General features: G+C 68.4%; 13 protein-coding genes, 2 rRNA genes and 1 pseudogene. 10 read left to right on the forward strand and 6 right to left on the reverse strand.

The genetic code is table 11. The annotated features are described in order from the left end of the window. Positions 1-1,863, forward strand: a pseudogene (locus B9S57_RS17385) (hypothetical protein); the annotation flags it as partial. A 30-nt stretch (positions 1,864-1,893) separates the two neighbouring features. Here B9S57_RS17385 and B9S57_RS17390 read toward each other — a convergent pair. Further along, positions 1,894-2,391, reverse strand: a complete 498-nt coding sequence (locus tag B9S57_RS17390) for a hypothetical protein (protein ID WP_374935950.1) — start codon at positions 2,389-2,391, stop codon at positions 1,894-1,896. A 506-nt stretch (positions 2,392-2,897) separates the two neighbouring features. Between B9S57_RS17390 and B9S57_RS17395 the strand changes: the two genes are divergently transcribed. From B9S57_RS17395 to B9S57_RS17410, 4 genes are read left to right on the forward strand one after another with little or no spacing between them, the layout of a single operon-like run. After that, the gene (locus B9S57_RS17395) at positions 2,898-5,696 is read left to right on the forward strand and encodes a nitrate- and nitrite sensing domain-containing protein (protein WP_103516496.1); all 2,799 of its coding nucleotides are present in this window, start codon (positions 2,898-2,900) and stop codon (positions 5,694-5,696) included. After that, positions 5,693-6,136 carry a roadblock/LC7 domain-containing protein gene (locus B9S57_RS17400; protein ID WP_103516497.1) on the forward strand — a complete coding sequence of 148 codons (444 nt, stop codon included), beginning with the start codon at positions 5,693-5,695 and terminating at the stop codon, positions 6,134-6,136. Before B9S57_RS17395 ends, B9S57_RS17400 begins: the two co-directional genes overlap by 4 nt. 9 nt (positions 6,137-6,145) lie before the next feature. Then, on the forward strand, positions 6,146-6,583 hold the full coding sequence (locus B9S57_RS17405; RefSeq protein ID WP_103516498.1) for a DUF742 domain-containing protein: 438 nt from the start codon (positions 6,146-6,148) through the stop codon (positions 6,581-6,583). Continuing rightward, a complete protein-coding gene (locus B9S57_RS17410; RefSeq protein WP_103516499.1) occupies positions 6,564-7,169 on the forward strand; it encodes an ATP/GTP-binding protein in 606 nt (201 codons plus the stop codon). The genes B9S57_RS17405 and B9S57_RS17410 overlap by 20 nt, the downstream gene beginning before the upstream one ends. A 131-nt stretch (positions 7,170-7,300) precedes the next feature. On the opposite strand, the gene B9S57_RS17415 is transcribed toward B9S57_RS17410, so the two are convergent. Then, entirely contained in the window at positions 7,301-7,648 is a 348-nt protein-coding gene (locus tag B9S57_RS17415) for a DUF962 domain-containing protein (RefSeq protein WP_103516500.1), read from the reverse strand. Between the two features lie 118 nt (positions 7,649-7,766). Next, positions 7,767-8,561 carry a M15 family metallopeptidase gene (locus B9S57_RS17420; protein WP_374935951.1) on the reverse strand — a complete coding sequence of 265 codons (795 nt, stop codon included), beginning with the start codon at positions 8,559-8,561 and terminating at the stop codon, positions 7,767-7,769. A gap of 69 nt (positions 8,562-8,630) precedes the next feature. Between B9S57_RS17420 and B9S57_RS17425 the strand changes: the two genes are divergently transcribed. Beyond that, the gene (locus tag B9S57_RS17425) at positions 8,631-9,128 is read left to right on the forward strand and encodes an NUDIX domain-containing protein (protein WP_103516501.1); all 498 of its coding nucleotides are present in this window, start codon (positions 8,631-8,633) and stop codon (positions 9,126-9,128) included. Here B9S57_RS17425 and B9S57_RS17430 read toward each other — a convergent pair. After that, on the reverse strand, positions 9,119-11,488 hold the full coding sequence (locus B9S57_RS17430; RefSeq protein ID WP_103516508.1) for a TIM-barrel domain-containing protein: 2,370 nt from the start codon (positions 11,486-11,488) through the stop codon (positions 9,119-9,121). The two genes, B9S57_RS17425 and B9S57_RS17430, sit on opposite strands and share 10 nt — an antisense overlap. A gap of 221 nt (positions 11,489-11,709) precedes the next feature. Here B9S57_RS17430 and B9S57_RS17435 point away from each other — a divergent pair, with 221 nt between their 5' ends. Together B9S57_RS17435 and B9S57_RS17440 are read left to right on the forward strand one after the other, a co-directional pair. Further along, positions 11,710-13,695 (forward strand): acetoacetate--CoA ligase, encoded by a 1,986-nt coding sequence (locus B9S57_RS17435; protein WP_103516502.1) that lies wholly within the window; start codon positions 11,710-11,712, stop codon positions 13,693-13,695. Positions 13,696-13,771: 76 nt separating this feature from the next. Continuing rightward, complete coding sequence (locus B9S57_RS17440; protein WP_103516503.1) at positions 13,772-14,689, forward strand: hypothetical protein; 918 nt, start codon at positions 13,772-13,774, stop codon at positions 14,687-14,689. 69 nt (positions 14,690-14,758) lie between these two features. Here B9S57_RS17440 and ptsP read toward each other — a convergent pair whose 3' ends face one another. Next, a complete protein-coding gene (gene ptsP, locus B9S57_RS17445; RefSeq protein WP_103516504.1) occupies positions 14,759-16,429 on the reverse strand; it encodes a phosphoenolpyruvate--protein phosphotransferase in 1,671 nt (556 codons plus the stop codon). 75 nt (positions 16,430-16,504) lie between these two features. Then, a complete protein-coding gene (locus B9S57_RS17450; RefSeq protein WP_103516505.1) occupies positions 16,505-16,954 on the reverse strand; it encodes a PTS glucose transporter subunit IIA in 450 nt (149 codons plus the stop codon). 687 nt (positions 16,955-17,641) lie between these two features. On the opposite strand from B9S57_RS17450, the gene B9S57_RS17460 reads away from it, so the two are divergent. After that, positions 17,642-19,167, forward strand: a 16S ribosomal RNA gene (locus B9S57_RS17460). Between the two features lie 303 nt (positions 19,168-19,470). Continuing rightward, a 23S ribosomal RNA gene (locus B9S57_RS17465) occupies positions 19,471-22,596 on the forward strand. The 16S and 23S rRNA genes sit together here, the layout of an rRNA operon. The last annotated feature ends 22 nt before the right edge of the window (positions 22,597-22,618 follow it).

The raw sequence follows: 22,618 nt of genomic DNA on the forward strand, positions 1-22,618 counted from the left end.
GCCGACGAGGACCGCCGGGGCGCCCAGCGCGCCGCGGACGACGCCCACCGCACCGCCCGCGCCCTGCGCGCCGAGCGAGCCGAGATCGCGGGTGTCCCGGAGACGCTCCCCGACCCCGACCCCGCCACCGCGCGTACGTCCCTGCCCGCACTGCGCGAGGCGTACCGGGCGGCCTCCCGGCTGTACGAGAAGGTGGGAGTCGGAGCCGACCTGCGCGCCGAGCAGGCACGCGCCGAGAGCGACGAGAGCGCGGCCCTGGCCGAGCTCGACCGGCTCACCAACAAGGTACGCACCCGCGCCGCCCAGCTCCTGGAGGGCACGGACGGCGCCGACGGACCCTCCCGACAGGCTGCCTCGGCCCGCGCCGAGTCCCTCGTCCAGCTCCTGGAGACCCGGGCCTCCACGGCGAGCGAGCAGCTCGGCCGGCTGCGCGGCGAAGCCGAGCGCCTCGCCCCCGAGGACGAGGCACCTCACCACACCGAGCTCCCCGCGGATCTCGCCCCGGCCGACGCCGACCAGGCCCAGACCCTCCTTCGTACCGCCACGGCCGAACTGGCCTCCGCCACCGACGCCCTGGACACGGCGCGAGCCGCCCACGCCGAGCTGCTGCGCGCCCACCGGACCGCCGAGGACTCGGCGAGCGGCTTCGACGAGACCGCCGCGCTCCTGCACGACCTGCTCAGGGACCACGGCGCCGAGGACGAGACCGAGGCCCCCGACCCGTATCGCGGCACGCTCGAGGAGGCCAGGCAGACGGCCGCCGAGGCCCGCCGCTCCCTGCGCGGCTGCTCCACCGACCTGTCGGCCGCGGAGAGTTCCGTGCGGGAGGCGAGCGACATCCTGGTCCGGCACGCCAACTCCACCCGGTACGAACAGGTCCGTACCCCGGCCCGGCAACAGATCCGGGAACTCCCGGCGGCAGCCCTGCCCGACCACGCCGCGAAGTGGGCCGCCGCCTTCGCGCCCAGGCTGCGTGTGCTCACCGACGAGCTGGCCCAGCTGGAGCGCAACCGCGACTCCATCGTCGACCGGCTCCGCGGCCTGGTGGACTCGGCCCTCACGACGCTCCGCTCCGCCCAGCGGCTCTCCCAGCTGCCCGAAGGGCTGGGGGAGTGGTCCGGCCAGGAGTTCCTCCGGATCCGCTTCGAGGAACCCGACCAGGCCACGCTCACCGAGAGGCTCGGCGAGGTCGTCGACGAGGCCACCCACGCGGCTCTCAGGAAGAACTCCGACCTGCGCAGGGACGGCATGTCCCTCCTGCTGCGCGGTGTGCAGGCGGCGTTGGAGCCCAAGGGCATCGCGGTGGAGATCCTCAAGCCGGACGCGGTGCTCCGCGCCGAGCGCGTCCCGGTCGGACAGATGGGCGACGTCTTCTCCGGCGGCCAGCTGCTCACCGCGGCGATCGCGCTGTACTGCACGATGGCGGCGCTGCGCAGCAACGACAGGGGCCGCGACCGGCACCGCCACGCGGGCACGCTCTTCCTCGACAACCCCATCGGGCGCGCCAACGCCACGTACCTGCTGGAGCTGCAGCGGGCGGTCTCCGACGCGCTGGGCGTCCAGCTGCTCTACACGACCGGCCTGTTCGACACCACGGCGCTGGCCGAGTTCCCCCTCGTCATCCGCCTCCGTAACGACGCGGACCTGCGCGCCGGGCTGAAGTACATCAGCGTGGAGGAGCACCTGAGGCCGGGGCTGCCCCAGCAGGATCCCGAGGGCGAGACCGTCCACGGGGAGATCACGGCGACGCGCATGTTCAAGCGGAACGCCACGGAGAGAGGGCCGGCGTCCGCGGTCCCGGAGATGCGCACGGAGATGACGGGCACGCGCAGCGAGCCGGCCGGTGCCTCCGAGAAGAGGTAGGTGTTCCGGCCCGGGGGGAGCCGCGGGCCGTCAGGCCCGCGAGAGCCGCCCTTCTCCGCGGCGGCGTATCCGGTCCTCCTTGCGCACCCGGGCCCGGCCGGCGCGCCTGGCCGCCCGGCGCTCCCGGCGCATGCGGCGTGCGGTGCTGCTGGGCACGGACACCACTCCGTGGCGCTGGTTCCACACCTGCCGGGTCACCCAGACGTCCAGCACCGACCACGTCGCGACCACCGTGCAGCCCACGCCGCTCAGCACCATCGGGAAGGCGAGCCATGACCCGGCCAGCGTGCACAGGAACGCCACCACGGCCTGAATGATGGTCAGCGACATGATGAGCACGGCACGCACGGCGGCCGTCCGCACGGGATCCGGCATCCGCCGCCGTATCGCGGGCTCCTCCACCCACAGCTGCCGAGGGATCTCCGCACCCGCCGGGGCTCCGGGCGACGCGTCTGCGGCCGCCGCGGCTCCCTGCGGCGCACCGGCAACGGGCACCCCCGGTGCGCCCCGCCGCTCTTCCGTGTCCAAGGACCTTCAACTCCCCACCACTGTCCGACTCAAGGGTGGCTGCCCGGCTCGCGCCCGTTCTACGCGGGCGAGACGCTCGCCTGTCGCACGTACCCCCGTGAGGTTCTTCTGCCCCGTACGTCTGGACGAACGCCAGGTCGCGAAGATTCCCGCGGGGAGGGCTCAACCAGCCCCGAAAGGGCACGGAACAAAGAATTCCAGCCAACTGCCCTGTGTGGATGCACCGCGTTCGGCCTGGAGTTCTCTGTCGCTTTCGCGAACTTCCTCTCAGGGAATACCGGGACAACTGGTGAGCAACCCCGGGACGAGCGGCCGGAAATCGTCCGGACACGTCTTCGAGTTACCGGCTGGTCAGTAGTAGGCTCGCGCCGTTTGTTGACGGAACACCGCCCGGCACACGGTGGACCGCGGCAGGAACAACGGAACAACCTGGAGGGCCGGGCGACCGGAACCACCGGGAACCGACACGACCACCCCGCGCGTGCGGGGCCGAGCTGGGGGAGGCCATGCGCTTTCGCGGGAAGTCCATCCGCAGGAAGATCGTGGCGTTGCTCCTGGTGCCGCTCGCCTCCCTCACCGGACTCTGGGTCTTCGCCACCTACGTCACCGGCCGAGAGGCCGGGGAACTCATGGGCGCGAGCTCCATCGTGGAACAGGTCGGCCACCCCCTGGAAGACACCATCCGAGCCGTCCAGGACGAACGCCGCCAGACACTCGTCTTCCTCGCCGACCCCCGGGCCTCGGACGCCCTGCCCCTGCTACGCGGCCGGCGCGCCGCGACCGACCGGGTCGTGGCCGACGTCAGGCAGAGCGCGAAGAGCAAGGACATCCGGGACACACTCGCTCCGGAGTCGGAGGCGCGGCTCGACTCGATCCTCAGCGAGATCGACGGCCTGGACGCGCTGCGCGACTCCGTCGAGAAGCGCACCATCGACCGCACCAGGGCACTCGACTTCTACAACGGACTGGTCGACCCCTGTTACCGCTTCCTGAACGGTCTCCACACGATGGAGAACGTGTCCATGGACAAGCAGGTCCGGGCCCTGGTCGGCATCTCCCGGGCCCGCGAGATGCTCTCGCGCGAGGACGCCCTGATCGCGTCGGGCCTCATCGCAGGGCGGCTCGGCGCCCCCGAACTGCGCGCCGTCTCCGACCTCGCCGTCAGCCGCACGCTCCTGTACGAGGTCAACCTCGAACTCCTGCCGGGCAGTGAGCGCGCCCGCATGGAGCAGTACTGGCGCAGCCCCGACACGGAGCCGCTGCGGACCACCGAGCGGAAACTCATCGCCGCCGGTCCGATCACGAAGCCGGGCGCCATCGACGCCGAGCGCTGGCAGGACGTGGCACCGCCCGTCCTGGAGCACCTGGCCAACGACGGCACCGAGATGTCCAACCGCTTCCAGGACCGCGCCGAACCCGCCGGCTACCGGGTCCTCATCCGGGCGGGAGCCGCAGGCGTCCTGGGGTTCGTCGCCCTGCTCGTCTCGGTCTTCGTCTCCGTACGGGTGGGACGCGAACTGGTCCGCGACCTCTCCCGGCTGCGCAAGGACGCCCACGAGGTGTCCGGTGTGCGGCTGCCCAGCGTGATGCGGCGCCTCGCCGCGGGCGAGCAGGTCGACGTGGAGACCGAGGCCCCCCACCTCAGCTACGAGCGCGACGAGATCGGCCAGGTCGGGCAGGCGCTCAACACCCTTCAGCGAGCCGCCGTCGAGGCCGCGGTCAAGCAGGCGGACATGCGCCGCGGGGTCTCCGAGGTCTTCGTCAACCTCGCCCGCCGCAACCAGGTGCTCCTGCACCGCCAGCTGACCCTCCTGGACACCATGGAGCGGCGCACGGAGAACAGCGACGAGCTCGCCGACCTCTTCCGCCTCGACCACCTCACCACCCGCATGCGCCGTCACGCCGAAGGCCTCGTGATCCTCTCCGGGGCGGCCCCGTCCCGGCAGTGGCGCAAGCCCATCCAGCTGATGGACGTGGTGCGTGCCGCGGTCGCGGAGGTGGAGGACTACGAGCGCGTCGAGGTGCGGCGCCTGCCCCGCATCGGCGTGGGCGGCCCGGCCGTCGCCGACCTCACCCACCTGATCGCGGAACTGCTGGAGAACGCCACGGTGTTCTCACCCCCGCACACCGCCGTCCAGGTGCACGGCGAGCGGGTGGCCAACGGCTTCACCCTGGAGATCCACGACCGCGGCCTCGGCATGGCACCGGAAGTCCTCCTGGACGCCAATCTGCGGCTCGCCGAGACCCCCGACTTCGAGCTCTCCGACACCGACCGCCTCGGCCTGTTCGTCGTCAGCAGGCTCGCACAGCGGCAGAACGTCAGGGTGTCGCTGCAGATCTCGCCGTACGGAGGCACGACCGCGGTCGTCTTCATCCCCGCGCAGCTGCTCACCGACGCCCCCGACACCCATGGCACCGGCTTCCGCCTCGACCGGCGTGCCGAGAAGGCCCTCGGCAGCGGTCGGCCCGGCAGCGACGCGCCCGGCAGCGACAAGGCCCGCAGGGACGGCGTCGCGGACGCGGACATCCCCGGCCGGCCCTCCGGTCTCTCCCCGGTTCCCACCGGCCTCACCGACCCCTCCGTGCTCGACGGACCCGTCGAGCTCGAAGGCCCGGTGGGGAGCCTGGGCTTCACCGACCCGGCGCGCGACCGGGAGCTCGATCCGGCACTCGGCCCGGTCCTCGACGGGGTGTCCGACCTCGAGGACACCGAGAGCGAGCGGGGCGGCATCTTCCGGGCCCGCGATCTGCGCAGGGAAGCCGACCGGGAACAGCACCAGCAAGCCGTCGACGGGCCGGACGGACGCTCCGCGGACGTCCGGCCGATGCGGCCCGCAGGCCCCGTGCCGCTGCCCCGCCGCAGGACGCCGACGCTCGTCAGCGACCAGGGCCGCCGGATCGGGGACGGCGCACGTTCCCACCGGAGCGCGCCCGAGGACCTACGGCCGCCCGCCGGCTCAGGAACCGCCACCGAGCCCGGCCCGGACGGGTCCCCGGCCGAGGCGCCCCGGACCCGGCTGAGGTCCGCATCGAGGCCGTCCGCGCCCGACACGGTCGGCGGCCTCCCCCGCAGGGTCCGGCAGGCGAACCTCGCCCCACAGCTCCGGGAGGACTCCGCAGGGCGGACTTCCGGCCACGCCGCCGCGGACACCGACGACGACCTCGAACGTGACGCGGACGACGTACGCAACCGCATGGCTTCGCTTCAACGCGGCTGGCAGCGCGGCCGTCGGCAGAACGCCGAGGACGCGACCGGCCCCGGCGAGACAGCACCAGGAACCACTCCGGGAGGGGACGGTCGATGACCGCACCGAACGCCGCAGCACAGAACGCCGCCCGCCAGGGCTCCGGCCAGCTCAACTGGCTCCTCGACGAACTCGTCGAGCGGGTCGCGAGCATCCGCAAGGCACTGGTCCTGTCCAGCGACGGCCTCGCCACGGGCACGTCCCAGGACCTGACGCGTGAGGACAGCGAGCACCTGGCGGCCGTCGCCTCCGGATTCCACAGCCTCGCCAAGGGCGTGGGCCGCCACTTCGACGCCGGGCGGGTCCGGCAGACGGTGGTGGAGCTCGACGAGGCCTTCCTCTTCGTCACCGCGGCCGGAGACGGCAGCTGCCTCGCGGTCCTGGCCGACTCCGACTCCGACGTCGGGCAGGTGGCCTACGAGATGACCCTGATGGTCAAGCGCGTGGGGGCCCACCTGGCCAACGCCCCCAGGACCACCGGTCTGCCCGCCGGAGGGTGAGGCGAGGGGATGAGCGCAGACTCCGTCCGGGACACCGCGTCCGGGGCACCGCCCGCACCCGCGGAAGCGGGCTCCTCGCGCTGGTACGACGCCGAAGCGGGCCCGGTGGTCCGGCCCTACGCGATGACCCGGGGGCGGACCAGCAGCGCGTCCCGCCACCGCCTCGACCTGATCGCGATCGTCATCCCCGAACCGGCGGCCGACGATCCCGGCCGGGACCAGACGCTCTCCCCGGAACACGTGGAGATCGTCGAACTGTGCAGCGACATGCCCCAGTCGATCGCCGAGCTCGCCTCCGGACTGGACCTCCCCGTCGGGGTGGTCCGTGTCCTGGTCGGTGACCTCGTCGAGGACGAACTGGTGCACGTCACCCGTCCCGTTCCGCCGGCCGAGCTGCCGGACGAGAGCATTCTTCGCGAGGTGATCAATGGCCTTCGGGCGCTCTAGCCGCAAGCGGCGGCACGTCGAGCCCGTTACCCTGAAAATCCTGGTGGCGGGCGGCTTCGGTGTGGGCAAGACGACCCTGGTGGGCGCGGTCAGCGAGATCAGACCGCTGCGTACGGAGGAGAGGCTGAGCGAGGCGGGCCGCCCCGTCGACGACGTGGCGGGGGTCGAGGGCAAGAACACCACCACGGTGGCCATGGACTTCGGCCGGATCACCTTGCGCGAGGACCTGGTCCTCTATCTGTTCGGGACCCCGGGGCAGGACCGCTTCTGGTTCCTCTGGGACGAGCTGGCCCAGGGAGCCCTGGGCGCGGTGGTCCTCGCGGACACCCGGCGCCTCGAGGACTGCTTCGCGGCGGTCGACTACTTCGAACGCCGCGGGATCCCGTTCACGCTCGCCGTCAACCTCTTCGAAGGCGCCGAGCAGTTCCCCACCGAGACGGTCCGTGCAGCGCTCGACCTCGACCCCGAGGTCCCGGTGCTGCTCTGCGACGCACGCGACCGGGCCTCCGTACGGGACGTGCTCGTCGCTGTCGTGGAGCACGCCATGGTCCGCGCCGACCGGCTCCGTGAGCCGGCCAGGACCTGACGGCGTGACCACCCGCACGTGACGCGGCCCGTACCCCCGCCGACCGGGGTACGGGCCGCGCGTACGCAACGTGCGTGGAAGGAGTCTTCACCCGGGGTGACGGGCCGTCAACCCTGCGCGCTCCAGCGGATTCAGGCGTTCTCCGAGAGCCACTTCGCCGCGGTCCCGGCCAGCTCCGCGTCCCGCCCGGCGAGCATCATCCCGATCATCTGGGCGTCGCCGCGCAGGGACCACGCGGGATGCCCGAACGTCGCCGGGTTGTTCCTCTCGATGAGGAAGTGCGCCGGCCACGCGGTGCCGTACCCGAACAGGGGCAGCGCCAGGGCGTACCGCTTCCGGCCGCGTGCCAGCCCGTAGGCGGTGATCGCGAGGCCCGTCAGGGTCCCGGTCAGATGCACCCACCGGGTCGCGGCCCTGGAGTGCATCGCGACGTAGTAGGGCCAGAACTCTTCGTACGAATCGAACGTCTGTGGTGACATGAGGGCACCGTAATGGCTCGAACGGCAACCGGACACGGCAGTTCCGCGTCCGAAGAGGAGAACGGGCGGCCGGAGCCCACGGGGGTGGTCCCGGTCGCCCGTTCACGGCCCCCGGCCCTCAGTGGCCCGCGACGGAGCGCCGGGCCACCGGGAAGTCGAAGTAGGTGTCCGGGAACAGCTCGGGCTTGAAGGTGAAGTGCCACCACTCCTCGGCCAGATTCACGAAGCCCAGGCCCGTGAGCCTCTCCTTGAGCAACTGCCGGTTGGCGCGTTGCGCCCCCTGCACCCGGGGGTCGTCCGTGTGCGACAGCGTGTCGAAGCAGTCGTACCCCGTGCCCATGTCCACCGAGTTGTCGGGGAAGCGCTCGCCCTTCGGCGCGTAACACGGAGCCAGCTCCTCGCCCGGCCGGTACGGCCGCGTCGGCAGAGCGGGCAGCTTCACGATCGTGAGGTCCACGGTGCTGCCCCGGCTGTGACCGGACTTCTCCGCGATGTAACCGTCCTCGAACAGCCGCGTCTTGTCGACCGTCGGGTAGAACTCGCCCTTCATGGCCTGGTCGTCGAGATCCTTCGCCCAGCGCACGAAGTGGTCCACGGCCCGCTGCGGCCGGTAGCAGTCGTACACCTTGAGGGAGTAGCCCTCGCGAAGGAGGCTCCGCTGGGCCGTACGCAGCGCACGGGCGGCAGGCCGGGCCAGGATGCAGACGGGCTGCCGGTAGCCGTCGACCGGCTCTCCCATGAAGTTGTGCGCGGTGGTGTAGCGCATCTCCGTGATGATCGTCGGATCGACGGAGCGGAGGTCGACGAACTCGGGTGGAGCCTTGGGTTCCGACCTGGCCACCGCCACGGGAGCGGCGGTCACGGCGAGCAGAGCGGCGCCGGCGGCGGCGAGGGCGCGGAGGGCACGAGTCATTCCTGTCATGAGCACACCGTTTATCAGCTCCGGAGCCGCAAGAGAAGAGTGATCCGATACAGTCCGGCCGTGAAGGACACCCACTGCGGCAGATGCGGGACCCCGTACGCCGCCGAAGGCAGCCCCCGCACCTGTGCGGCCTGCGGTCACACCGCCTACCACAACCCCCTGCCCGTGGCCGTCGCCCTGCTGCCCGTCACCGGACCGCAGGGCACCGGACTCGTCGTCATCACCCGCACCGTCCCTCCGCACCGGGGCGGGACCGCGCTCCCCGGCGGGTACGTCGACGGGACCGAGGACTGGCGCCACGCCGTCGTACGCGAACTGCGCGAGGAGACCGGCATCCCCGCCGACGCGAGCGACGTGCGACTCGCCGACGCCCTGAGCTCCCCGGACGGCCACCTGCTGCTCTTCGGCCTGCTCCCGCCGCGCCCCGCCGCGGAACTCCCGCCCTCCGCGCCCACGGACGAGACGGCGGGATACGACGTACTGCACACCCCGGACGAACTCGCCTTCCCGCTGCACACCCGGGCCGTACGTTCCTGGTTCGCCGGCGCCTACCGCTGAGCCGGGTCCGCCAGCCCCCGTACCCGGACCGGACAGGTCACCCGTTCCTCCTCACCGTCCCGCTCGACCACCACCCTCCCGGCCGTGAGCCGCGACGTGTAGCGCTCCACCTCGGCCGTCGCCCACCCGTCGCCCATGTCCCGTACGACCAGCCCGCCCCCGGTACGCCCCGCGGGCGGCGCCCACACCTCCAGCTCGAGCCTCCCGTCCTCGCCTCGCACCGGGATCACCGCACCGGCCCGCGCCAGCACCGGAACGCGCGACAGCGGCGCGTCCACCACCACCTGCCCCGGCCCCTCGTACGCCCGCCCGGTCGCCGTGTCGTACCAGCGCCCACGCGGCAGCCGGACCGGCCTGCGGTCCGTCCCCTCCTCCAGCACAGGGGCGACCAGCAGCGCGTCACCCAGCAGGAACGCGTCCTCGCAGTCCCGCAGTTCCCGGTCCCCGGACGCCCCCCACCACAGCGGACGCACATAGGGCGCACCCGTCAGCCGGGCCAACTGCGCGAGCGTCACGAAGTACGGGTGCAGCCGCTCCCGCTCCGCCAGCGCCCGCCCGGCATGCGCGAGCACCTCCGGACCGAACTCCCACGGCTCCCGGCGGCCCGCGTCGATCGCCGCATGGGTCCGGAACAGGGGCATGTACGCACCCAGCTGGAACCAGCGCAGATAGAGCTCCGGCGACGGCGACCCGTCGAACCCGCCGACATCGGGCCCCGAGTACGGCACCCCGCACAGACCGAGCCCCAGAACCAGCGCCAGCGAGGCCCGGAGCCCCGGCCACCCCGTCGCCACGTCACCGGACCAGGTGCCCCCGTACCGCTGCATACCCGCCCAGCCCGAACGGGAGAACAGGAACGGCCGCTCGTCCGGGCGCAGCCGGCGCAGACCCTCGTACCCGGCCCTCGCCATCGCGAGGGCGTACACGTTGTGGGCCTCCCGGTGGTCCCCGCCACGGCCCTCCAGAGCGTGCCGGGCCGAACGCGGCAGCGACGGATCGCCGAAGGCCGAGAACGACACCGGCTCGTTCATGTCGTGCCACACCCCGGCGAACCCCTGGCCGAGCCGCTCCTCGTACAGCCCACCCCACCACTCCCGCACCAGCGGATCCGTGAAGTCGGGATAGACGCACTCGCCCGGCCACACCTCCCCGAGCACGGGAGACCCCTGCGGATCCCGGACGAACGCACCCTCCGCACCGACCGCCAGCCCGCCGTCGAACACCGCGTTGCCCGCCGCCGCCCGCACCGCCGGATCGACGATCGACACCAGCCGGACACCCTCCTCGCGGAGCTCCTTCGCCAGCCGGGGAAGATCGGGGAACCGCTCCCGGTCGACCGTGAACACCTGATGCGCGTCGTAGTGGTCGATGTCCAGATGCAGGACCGACAGCGGCAGCCCCCGCTCCCGGTACCCCTTCACGATCCGGCGCACCTCCTGCTCACTGCCGAACCCCCAGCGGGCGTGCTGCGGCCCCAGGGCCCACGACGGCGGCAGCGCAGGCGCCCCGGTCAGCGCCGTCCAGCCCTGGAGCACCCGCGCCGGCGTACCCGCGACGACCCAGCAGCGCAGCGGACCGCCGTCCATCCGCACCTCGCAGGTGCCCGGCCGGTCGTGGCCCGAGCCCGAGCCCTCCTCGCCCTCCCGGAGCGTCACCCGCCCCGACCAGGAGTTGTCGTGGAACACCAGATGGGTCCCCGCGTCGGAGACCACCACCTGCACCGGCATCGTCAGGTACAGAGGATCGTCGCCAGGACCGAAACGCCCGCCCGGGTCGGTGTTCCACAGCCCGTACGCGCCCTCCCGCAGCCTCGGTCCGCCGGCCCGCCCGCCCAGCCCGAAGAAGCGCGCGTCGGCCGGAACCTCGGAGCGCTGCACCCACCGTGCCGCGCCCCCCTCCACCGGCTCCCACCAACGAGGCGGCAGCTCCCGGCGGAGCAGGACCCCGCCCGGCGTACGCAGCTCCACCGCCCCGTGCCGCGACACGACGAACCGCAGCCGCTCCGACACGACCTGCCAGCCGCCGTTCGTGTCCGGCTCCAGCCGCGCCCTCGGGTCCGGCTCCGGCCCGGCATCCCGCAGGGCGTAGGAGGGCAGCGGCGCGGCGCCGTCCCAGGCCCAGAAGACCGCACCACCCACCGTCACCCGGACGCACAGCTCCGAGCGGGCGAAGCGCACGACGCCACCGCCCGGCCCGGGCTCCGCGCTGACGAGAAGGCCAGGCACACGCGCCCTCTCCGCACCTCGCCGTGCGAGCGCCCGCGCATCCGCACGCCGCCGCCGCCAGGCCGAGCGCACCGTACGCATCCCCTGCACAGAACCGACCATTCTCATCGAGCGCACCAGGTCACGACCATCCATGCCGGTCACCTTGCCATCAGGCCGGACCGATGCGTGCTCCGTTCAGCTTCCGTTCACCTGTGGCTCCGCCACACAGCCGGACACACAACCATGGCGGGGGGACCCTGGTGCGCAAGACGATCACATGGCATCGTCCGTAACTGCCGTTCACGCGCACATCCCAGCCCGTGCGCGCGACGCACGCACACCCCGCGTACACCCCGAAAGGCCAGGGAGCCCCCATGACCTCAGCAGCCGGCGAAGCCCCCCTCTGGCAGCCCCAGCCCGAGCGCGTCGAAGCCGCGGCCGTCACCCGCTTCCAGCGCTGGGCCGCCGGCCGCCACGGAGCGCCCGCCGACGGAGGCTACGCAGCCCTGCACCGCTGGTCGGTCGAGGAACTCGACACCTTCTGGGAAGCCGTCGCCGACTGGTTCGACGTACGCTTCTCCACCCCGTACGAGGCCGTGCTCGGCGACCGCACCATGCCCGGCGCGCAGTGGTTCCCCGGAGCCACCCTCAACTACGCCGAGCACGCCCTGCGCACCGCCGACGACCGCCTCCGCGCGGACGCCCCCGCGCTGCTGTACGTCGACGAGACCCACACCCAGTCCGCCGTCAGCTGGTCAGAACTCCGGCGCCAGGTCGGCTCACTGGCCGCCGAGCTCCGCGCCCTCGGCGTCACCCCCGGTGACCGGGTCAGCGGTTACCTCCCCAACATCCCGCAGGCCGTCGTCGCGTTCCTCGCCACCGCGGCGGTCGGCGGTGTCTGGACCTCCTGCGCCCCCGACTTCGGCGCCCGCAGCGTCCTGGACCGCTTCCAGCAGATCGAACCCGTCGTCCTGTTCACCGTCGACGGCTACCGCTACGGCGGCAAGGAGCACGACCGCACAGCGACCGTCGCCGAACTTCGCGGCGAACTCCCCACCCTGCGCGCGGTCGTCCACATCCCGCTGCTCGGCACCGGCGCACCCGAAGGCGCCCTCGAATGGCAGGACCTCACCTCCTCCGACACCGCGCCGGTCTTCGAACAGGTCCCCTTCGCGCACCCGCTGTGGGTGCTGTACTCCTCCGGCACCACCGGCCTCCCCAAGGCGATCGTCCAGTCGCAGGGAGGCATCCTCCTCGAACACTTCAAGCAGCTCGGCCTGCACTGCGACCTCGGCCCCGACGACCGCTTCTTCTGGTACACCTCGACGGGCTGGATGATGTGGAACTTCCTCGTCTCCGGCCTGCTCACCGGCACCACCGTCGTGCTCTATGACGGAAGCCCCGGGTACCCGGACGTCAGCGCCCAGTGGCGCGTGGCCGAACAGACCGGCGCGACCCTCTTCGGGACGTCGGCCGCCTACGTCATGGCCTGCCGCAAGGCCGACGTCCACCCCGGCCGCGACCACGACCTCAGCCGGGTCCAGTGCGTCGCCACCACGGGCTCCCCGCTCCCGCCCGACGGATTCCGCTGGCTCCACGACGAGTTCCAGTACAGCGGTGCCGACCTGTGGATCGCCTCCGTCAGCGGTGGGACGGACGTCTGCAGCTGCTTCGCGGGCGCGGTCCCGACCCTGCCCGTCCACATCGGCGAGCTCCAGGCCCCCTGCCTCGGCACGGACCTCCAGTCCTGGGACCCCGCGGGCGAACCCCTCATCGGTGAGGTCGGCGAACTCGTCGTCACCTCCCCCATGCCCTCCATGCCGGTCCGCTTCTGGAACGACCCCGACGGCAGCCGCTACCACGACAGCTACTTCGACATGTACCCCGGCGTCTGGCGCCACGGGGACTGGATCACCCTCACCGACCGCGGCTCGGTGATCATCCACGGCCGCTCCGACTCCACCCTCAACCGGCAGGGCGTCCGCATGGGCTCAGCCGACATCTACGAGGCGGTCGAGCGGCTCCCCGAGATCCGCGAGTCCCTCGTCATCGGCCTGGAGGAGCCGGACGGCGGCTACTGGATGCCCCTGTTCGTCCACCTCGTCGACGGCGCCACCCTCGACGACACGCTCCGCGACAGCATCAAGCGCACCATCCGCGAGAACCTCTCCCCACGCCACGTACCCGACGAGGTCATCCAGGTCCCCGGCATTCCGCACACCCTCACCGGCAAGCGCATCGAGGTTCCGGTCAAGCGGCTCCTCCAGGGCACGGCCCTGTCCAAGGCGGTCAACCCGGGCTCCATCGACAACCTCGAACTCCTCCACTTCTACGAGGAGCTCGCCCGCAAGCGCCGTTGACCCGGCCGGCGCAGCCCGTTGTCAGTCCTCGTGATTACGCTGAGTGAGCATCGATCGACAGTGCACAGGGGGACTCATGGCGCACATCAAGCAGACCGGGCGCGGCCGGCAGCGCTCCGCCACATCCATGCGACGCGCACTGCGCCGCGAAGCACCCACGACCGTCGGCCTCCTGGTCGACGCCGAGGACTTCGCGGCCATGCGCCACTACCGGACCTTCACCTTCGACGACCACCCGGAATACCTGCGGCAGGTCGAAGGCCTGCTGCGCACGCTCACCGGGCAGGGCCTGCACACCACCGTCGTCCTCTTCGACCCTCAGGAGTACGCGGAGTTCTGCGCGGAGACGGACCTCGACCCCGACGCGCACACGAGCCGCAGCAGGTTCACCTCCGAGATCGCCTCGGCCGGCGCCACCCTGGCCTACACGGGCGAGCCGATCGACACCGTGATCCCGCTGCTCGTCTCCCGAGCGGTCCGCCGCGCGACGTGGGAGTACGCCACCATGCTGCTGGCCGGCCTCGGTGAGTGCGCGGACTGCGGCCAGGACATCGGCCGGGCCGCCTTCGACCGGGCCTCCCACCTGCTGATGCGGCTGCTGGACACCGCGGGCCCCGGCGACCACCACATCGTCTGCAGCACCCCCACGGAGAGCGAGCAGCTTCTCGCCGTCCTCCACACCTCGCGGGAGGACGCCGACGGCCCGGCCCTCCTCCCGTCCTCGGAAGGGGCGGAGTTCGCGACCGTGCTCGCCGTGGGGGTCGCGCTCGAGACCCAGGGGGGCGTCGTGCTCCGCACCACGGCCCCGGACACCCCGGACCGGGTGCACGGCTGGCGCCTGCACCGCGGAATCCTCCTCCCGCTGACGGCGGGGGAGGTCTTCAGCGCCTACTGCACCGACGCCGACACCGGCGAACCCGTCTCGCCGGAGTCGGGGGTCGAGTACTGCGCGGGCTTCGACCTCGGTGCCGACGAACCGGAGGCCCATCACTGACAGACGGAAGGGGTTCCCACCGGAACCGGCGGGAACCCCTTCACATCCGACAGCGTCCGGCGGACGGCGTCACTCGCCCGACAGAACCGCCTGCGCGGCGAGCCGTGCCTCGTCGGCGGAGTCCGCCGCGCGCGCGGCGGAGGCGGCACGCTCGCACTGCGCGAGCGTGTGCTTGGCAAGCGTCGCCCGCACGTAGGGGATGGACGCCGCACCCATCGACAGGGAGGTGACACCCAGTCCGGTCAGCACGCAGGCCAGCAGCGGGTCCGAAGCAGCCTCGCCGCAGACACCACAGCTCTTGCCCTCGGCCCTCGCGGCCTCGGCCGAGAGGGCGACCAGGTCGAGCAGCGCGGGTTGCCACGGGTCCTGCAGCCGGGACACGGCCCCCACCTGACGGTCGGCCGCGAAGGTGTACTGGGCCAGGTCGTTGGTACCCAGCGACAGGAACTCCACCTCCTGCAGGATCGAGCGGGCCCTGAGCGCGGCGGAGGGAATCTCCACCATCGCCCCGTACTTCGCCTGCAGCCCCGCCTCGCGGCACGCGTCGGCGAACGCCTTCGCGTCGGCACGGTCGGCCACCATCGGAGCCATGACCTCGAGGTACACGGGCAGGCCCTCGGCTGCCCTGGCCAGCGCGGTCAGCTGGGTCCGCAGGACATCGGGATGGTCCAGCAGACTGCGCAGACCACGCACACCCAGTGCGGGGTTCGGCTCGTCCGCCGGCGTGAGGAAGTCCAGGGGCTTGTCCGCACCGGCGTCCAGGACCCGCACCACGACACGCCCCTCGGGGAACGCCTCCAGGACCGCGCGGTAGGCCGCGATCTGCTTCTCCTCGGACGGCGCCTGCTTGCTGTCGTCGAGGAAGAGGAACTCCGTGCGGAACAGGCCGACGCCCTCGGCTCCTGCCTCCACCGCCGCCGGTACGTCACCGGGCCCGCCGACATTGGCGAGCAGCGGCACCTTGTGGCCGTCGGAGGTGGCACCGGGACCGGTCACGGCCGTCAGAGCCGCCTTGCGGGCGGCCGACGCGCTCTCCATCTCGGCACGCTTCTCCGCACTCGGCTCGACGAAGATCTCACCGGTGCTGCCGTCCACCGCGACGACCGTGCCCTCGGCGATCTCACCCGCTCCGGGGAGTGCCACGACGGCCGGCACACCGAGTGCCCGGGCGAGGATCGCGCTGTGGCTGGTCGGCCCGCCCTCCTCCGTGACGAAACCGAGGACGAGCGTGGGGTCGAGCAGCGCCGTGTCCGCGGGAGCCAGGTCACGCGCGATGAGCACGTACGGCTGGTCGCTGTCCGGCACACCCGGCATCGGCACGCCGAGCAGCCGCGCCACGATCCGGTTCCGTACGTCGTCGAGGTCGGCGACGCGCCCCGCCAGGTACTCCCCGGCGTTGGCCAGCAGCGCCCGGTAGGCGGCGAACGCGTCGTAGACACCGCGCTCGGCGGTGCTGCCGACGGCGATACGACGCTCGACGTCCGCGATGAGTTCGGGGTCCTGCGCCATCATGGCCTGGGCCTCGAGCACGTGCTGTGCCTCGCCCCCCGCCAGGTTGCCGCGTGCAATGAGGTCGGCCGCAACAGCTTCCACGGCCTGGCGGGCGCGTCCCTGCTCGCGCTCGGCCTCCTCAGCGGGAATCTGCTTGGCCGGCGGTTCCAGGACCGCCGTGCCCATGTGCCGAACTTCGCCGATCGCCACACCGTGGCTCACGCCGACGCCTCGCAGCGTTGTCTCCATTTCACCGTCTCCGATTGTGCGGCGACCGTGTCACCGCGGTGGATACCCAACCAGCTCGTTACTGTGCCGAGGGTGTCACTGCCAGCCGAACAGCGTCTCGCCGACCTTCACGTCGCCGTCCTCACGGATGTCGGAGAGGGAGTCGGCGGTGGCCTCCAGGGCCACGACCGGGCAGATCGCGGACTTACCGGCGGCCTCCACGCCGGCAGGATCCCAGCGCACGATGCCCTGACCGCGCGTCACGGTGTCCCCCTTGTTCACGAGCAGCTCGAAGCCTTCGCCGTTGAGCTGCACGGTGTCGATCCCGAGGTGCGTGAGCACTCCGTGCCCCTGGTCGTCGACGACGACGAAGGCGTGGGGGTGGAGGGAGACGACGATTCCGTCAACCGGCGAGACGGCCTCGGAGGGCTCACGTACGGGGTCGATGGCAGTGCCGGGGCCGACCATCGCTCCGGAGAAGACGGGGTCGGGAACCGCGGTGAGTCCGATGGCGCGGCCGGCAAGAGGGGACGTCACTGTGGTCATGGAGAGCCTCCCAGGCGTGGGGATCCGTATTGGTCTACCGCCACGACTGATGGAGGGCGGCGTACTGGTCAGCAGCGTAAGTCATATGAAGTCCCGGTTCCGCCCGAGAGCTACCGGTTGGCCGACCTAGGGGTACACCGGAAACGATTTGCCTCGTCTCACAGCGGCCTGTACTGTCGTACCCCTGCCTGACCCCAACGCGACTTCGAGTCCGGGATCGGCAGCGACTCCCAAGCCCCGACTGTAACTCTGATTGAGCTCTCGCATGCCCGCGAGGCCCTGGTCAGGGAAATGGAAAAGGCCTGATAGAGTCGGACTCGCCGGAAAGGGAAACGCGAAAGCGAAGAACTGGAAAGCGAATCAGCAGGATCCCGCTTCGGCCGGGAATCGGACACGAAAGAGTCTGATAGAGTCGGAAACGCAAGAACGAAGGGAAGCGCCCGGAGGGGCCCGGTGAAACGGGACCGAAGGAAGCGTCCGTTCCTTGAGAACTCAACAGCGTGCCAAAAGTCAACGCCAGATATGTTGATACCCCGGCCTGCTTCGGCAGGTTGGTGGTTCCTTTGAAAAGTCCTGCCGGCCCTTCACGGTCCGGTAGGCAACAACAGCGAGGACGCTGTGAACGACCGGTCATATTCCGACCTGGTCGTTCCGCTCTCGTGTTGTGATCCCGATTACGGGAAAACATTCACGGAGAGTTTGATCCTGGCTCAGGACGAACGCTGGCGGCGTGCTTAACACATGCAAGTCGAACGATGAAGCCCTTCGGGGTGGATTAGTGGCGAACGGGTGAGTAACACGTGGGCAATCTGCCCTTCACTCTGGGACAAGCCCTGGAAACGGGGTCTAATACCGGATAACACTCTGTCCCTCATGGGGCGGGGTTAAAAGCTCCGGCGGTGAAGGATGAGCCCGCGGCCTATCAGCTTGTTGGTGGGGTAATGGCCTACCAAGGCGACGACGGGTAGCCGGCCTGAGAGGGCGACCGGCCACACTGGGACTGAGACACGGCCCAGACTCCTACGGGAGGCAGCAGTGGGGAATATTGCACAATGGGCGAAAGCCTGATGCAGCGACGCCGCGTGAGGGATGACGGCCTTCGGGTTGTAAACCTCTTTCAGCAGGGAAGAAGCGAAAGTGACGGTACCTGCAGAAGAAGCGCCGGCTAACTACGTGCCAGCAGCCGCGGTAATACGTAGGGCGCAAGCGTTGTCCGGAATTATTGGGCGTAAAGAGCTCGTAGGCGGCTTGTCACGTCGGATGTGAAAGCTCGGGGCTTAACCCCGAGTCTGCATTCGATACGGGCTAGCTAGAGTGTGGTAGGGGAGATCGGAATTCCTGGTGTAGCGGTGAAATGCGCAGATATCAGGAGGAACACCGGTGGCGAAGGCGGATCTCTGGGCCATTACTGACGCTGAGGAGCGAAAGCGTGGGGAGCGAACAGGATTAGATACCCTGGTAGTCCACGCCGTAAACGTTGGGAACTAGGTGTTGGCGACATTCCACGTCGTCGGTGCCGCAGCTAACGCATTAAGTTCCCCGCCTGGGGAGTACGGCCGCAAGGCTAAAACTCAAAGGAATTGACGGGGGCCCGCACAAGCAGCGGAGCATGTGGCTTAATTCGACGCAACGCGAAGAACCTTACCAAGGCTTGACATATACCGGAAAGCATCAGAGATGGTGCCCCCCTTGTGGTCGGTATACAGGTGGTGCATGGCTGTCGTCAGCTCGTGTCGTGAGATGTTGGGTTAAGTCCCGCAACGAGCGCAACCCTTGTTCTGTGTTGCCAGCATGCCCTTCGGGGTGATGGGGACTCACAGGAGACTGCCGGGGTCAACTCGGAGGAAGGTGGGGACGACGTCAAGTCATCATGCCCCTTATGTCTTGGGCTGCACACGTGCTACAATGGCCGGTACAATGAGCTGCGATGCCGCGAGGCGGAGCGAATCTCAAAAAGCCGGTCTCAGTTCGGATTGGGGTCTGCAACTCGACCCCATGAAGTCGGAGTTGCTAGTAATCGCAGATCAGCATTGCTGCGGTGAATACGTTCCCGGGCCTTGTACACACCGCCCGTCACGTCACGAAAGTCGGTAACACCCGAAGCCGGTGGCCCAACCCCTTGTGGGAGGGAGCTGTCGAAGGTGGGACTGGCGATTGGGACGAAGTCGTAACAAGGTAGCCGTACCGGAAGGTGCGGCTGGATCACCTCCTTTCTAAGGAGCATCTAGATTCTCTTCGGGGAATCCAGAGGCCATTTCGTCGGCAAATGTTCGACGGTGGTTGCTCATGGGTGGAACGTTGACTATTCGGCACGACAGGTTGTTTTTGCGAGTACTGCTTCGGCGTGGAAAGTGAGAATGGATCGGTCGGGTCGGGCACGCTGTTGGGTATCTGAAGGTACGGGCTCGTTTGAGTCTGTCCCTTTGGTTGCCGGCCCCAGTGAACTCGCCTGTAAGGGTGGGGTGATGGGTGGCTGGTCGTTGTTTGAGAACTGCACAGTGGACGCGAGCATCTGTGGCCAAGTTTTTAAGGGCGCACGGTGGATGCCTTGGCACCAGGAACCGATGAAGGACGTGGGAGGCCACGATAGTCCCCGGGGAGCTGTCAACCAAGCTTTGATCCGGGGGTTTCCGAATGGGGAAACCCGGCAGTCGTCATGGGCTGTCACCCGCTGCTGAACACATAGGCAGTGTGGAGGGAACGCGGGGAAGTGAAACATCTCAGTACCCGCAGGAAGAGAAAACAACCGTGATTCCGGGAGTAGTGGCGAGCGAAACTGGATGAGGCCAAACCGTATGCGTGTGATACCCGGCAGGGGTTGCGCATGCGGGGTTGTGGGAGTTCTCTTGATCAATCTGCCGATTGGTCGGCAAGTCAGAAACCGTTGGTGTAGGCGAAGGACATGCGAAAGGTCCGGCGTAGAGGGTAAGACCCCCGTAGCTGAAACATCAACGGCTTGCTTGAGAACCACCCAAGTAGCACGGGGCCCGAGAAATCCCGTGTGAATCTGGCGGGACCACCCGCTAAGCCTAAATATTCCCTGGTGACCGATAGCGGATAGTACCGTGAGGGAATGGTGAAAAGTACCGCGGGAGCGGAGTGAAATAGTACCTGAAACCGTGTGCCTACAAGCCGTGGGAGCGTCGCTGTATGTGCTTGCACATGCAGTCGTGACTGCGTGCCTTTTGAAGAATGAGCCTGCGAGTTAGCGGTGTGTAGCGAGGTTAACCCGTGTGGGGAAGCCGTAGCGAAAGCGAGTCCGAATAGGGCGATTGAGTTGCACGCTCTAGACCCGAAGCGGAGTGATCTAGCCATGGGCAGGTTGAAGCGGAGGTAAGACTTCGTGGAGGACCGAACCCACCAGGGTTGAAAACCTGGGGGATGACCTGTGGTTAGGGGTGAAAGGCCAATCAAACTCCGTGATAGCTGGTTCTCCCCGAAATGCATTTAGGTGCAGCGTCGTGTGTTTCTTGCCGGAGGTAGAGCACTGGATAGGCGATGGGCCCTACCGGGTTACTGACCTTAGCCAAACTCCGAATGCCGGTAAGTGAGAGCACGGCAGTGAGACTGTGGGGGATAAGCTCCATGGTCGAGAGGGAAACAGCCCAGAGCATCGACTAAGGCCCCTAAGCGTACGCTAAGTGGGAAAGGATGTGGAGTCGCAGAGACAACCAGGAGGTTGGCTTAGAAGCAGCCACCCTTGAAAGAGTGCGTAATAGCTCACTGGTCAAGTGATTCCGCGCCGACAATGTAGCGGGGCTCAAGCGTACCGCCGAAGTCGTGTCATTCATACACATATCCTCAACGGGAGTATGGATGGGTAGGGGAGCGTCGTGTGCCGGGTGAAGCAGCCGCGGAAGCGAGTTGTGGACGGTTCACGAGTGAGAATGCAGGCATGAGTAGCGATACACACGTGAGAAACGTGTGCGCCGATTGACTAAGGGTTCCTGGGTCAAGCTGATCTGCCCAGGGTAAGTCGGGACCTAAGGCGAGGCCGACAGGCGTAGTCGATGGACAACCGGTTGATATTCCGGTACCCGCTTTGAAACGCCCAATACTGAATCAGGCGATGCTAAGTCCGTGAAGCCGGCCCGATCTCTTCGGAGTTGAGGGTAGTGGTGGAGCCGACGAACCAGACTTGTACTAGGTAAGCGATGGGGTGACGCAGGAAGGTAGTCCAACCCGGGCGATGGTTGTTCCCGGGGTAAGGGTGTAGGCCGTGTGGTAGGTAAATCCGTCACACATTAAGGCTGAGACCTGATGCCGAGCCGATTGTGGTGAAGTGGATGATCCTATGCTGTCGAGAAAAGCCTCTAGCGAGTTTCATGGCGGCCCGTACCCTAAACCGACTCAGGTAGTCAGGTAGAGAATACCGAGGCGTTCGGGTGAACTATGGTTAAGGAACTCGGCAAAATGCCCCCGTAACTTCGGGAGAAGGGGGGCCATCACTGGTGATCCGATTTACTCGGTGAGCTGGGGGTGGCCGCAGAGACCAGCGAGAAGCGACTGTTTACTAAAAACACAGGTCCGTGCGAAGCCGTAAGGCGATGTATACGGACTGACGCCTGCCCGGTGCTGGAACGTTAAGGGGACCGGTTAGTGCACTTTCGGGTGTGCGAAGCTGAGAACTTAAGCGCCAGTAAACGGCGGTGGTAACTATAACCATCCTAAGGTAGCGAAATTCCTTGTCGGGTAAGTTCCGACCTGCACGAATGGCGTAACGACTTCTCGACTGTCTCAACCATAGGCCCGGTGAAATTGCACTACGAGTAAAGATGCTCGTTTCGCGCAGCAGGACGGAAAGACCCCGGGACCTTTACTATAGTTTGATATTGGTGTTCGGTTCGGCTTGTGTAGGATAGGTGGGAGACTTTGAAGCGGCCACGCCAGTGGTTGTGGAGTCGTCGTTGAAATACCACTCTGGTCGTGCTGGATGTCTAACCTGGGTCCGTGATCCGGATCAGGGACAGTGTCTGATGGGTAGTTTAACTGGGGCGGTTGCCTCCTAAAGAGTAACGGAGGCGCCCAAAGGTTCCCTCAGCCTGGTTGGCAATCAGGTGTTGAGTGTAAGTGCACAAGGGAGCTTGACTGTGAGACCGACGGGTCGAGCAGGGACGAAAGTCGGGACTAGTGATCCGGCAGTGGCTTGTGGAAGCGCTGTCGCTCAACGGATAAAAGGTACCCCGGGGATAACAGGCTGATCTTCCCCAAGAGTCCATATCGACGGGATGGTTTGGCACCTCGATGTCGGCTCGTCGCATCCTGGGGCTGGAGTCGGTCCCAAGGGTTGGGCTGTTCGCCCATTAAAGCGGTACGCGAGCTGGGTTTAGAACGTCGTGAGACAGTTCGGTCCCTATCCGCTGTGCGCGTAGGAATATTGAGAAGGGCTGTCCCTAGTACGAGAGGACCGGGACGGACGAACCTCTGGTGTGCCAGTTGTCCTGCCAAGGGCATGGCTGGTTGGCTACGTTCGGAAAGGATAACCGCTGAAAGCATCTAAGCGGGAAGCCTGCTTCGAGATGAGTATTCCCACCACCTTGAGTGGTTAAGGCTCCCAGTAGACGACTGGGTTGATAGGCCAGATGTGGAAGCCCGGTAACGGGTGGAGCTGACTGGTACTAATAGGCCGAGGGCTTGTCCTCAGTTGCTCGCGTCCACTGTGTT

The sequence above is a fragment of the Streptomyces sp. SM10 genome, assembly GCF_002910915.1.
GTDB lineage: Bacteria > Actinomycetota > Actinomycetes > Streptomycetales > Streptomycetaceae > Streptomyces.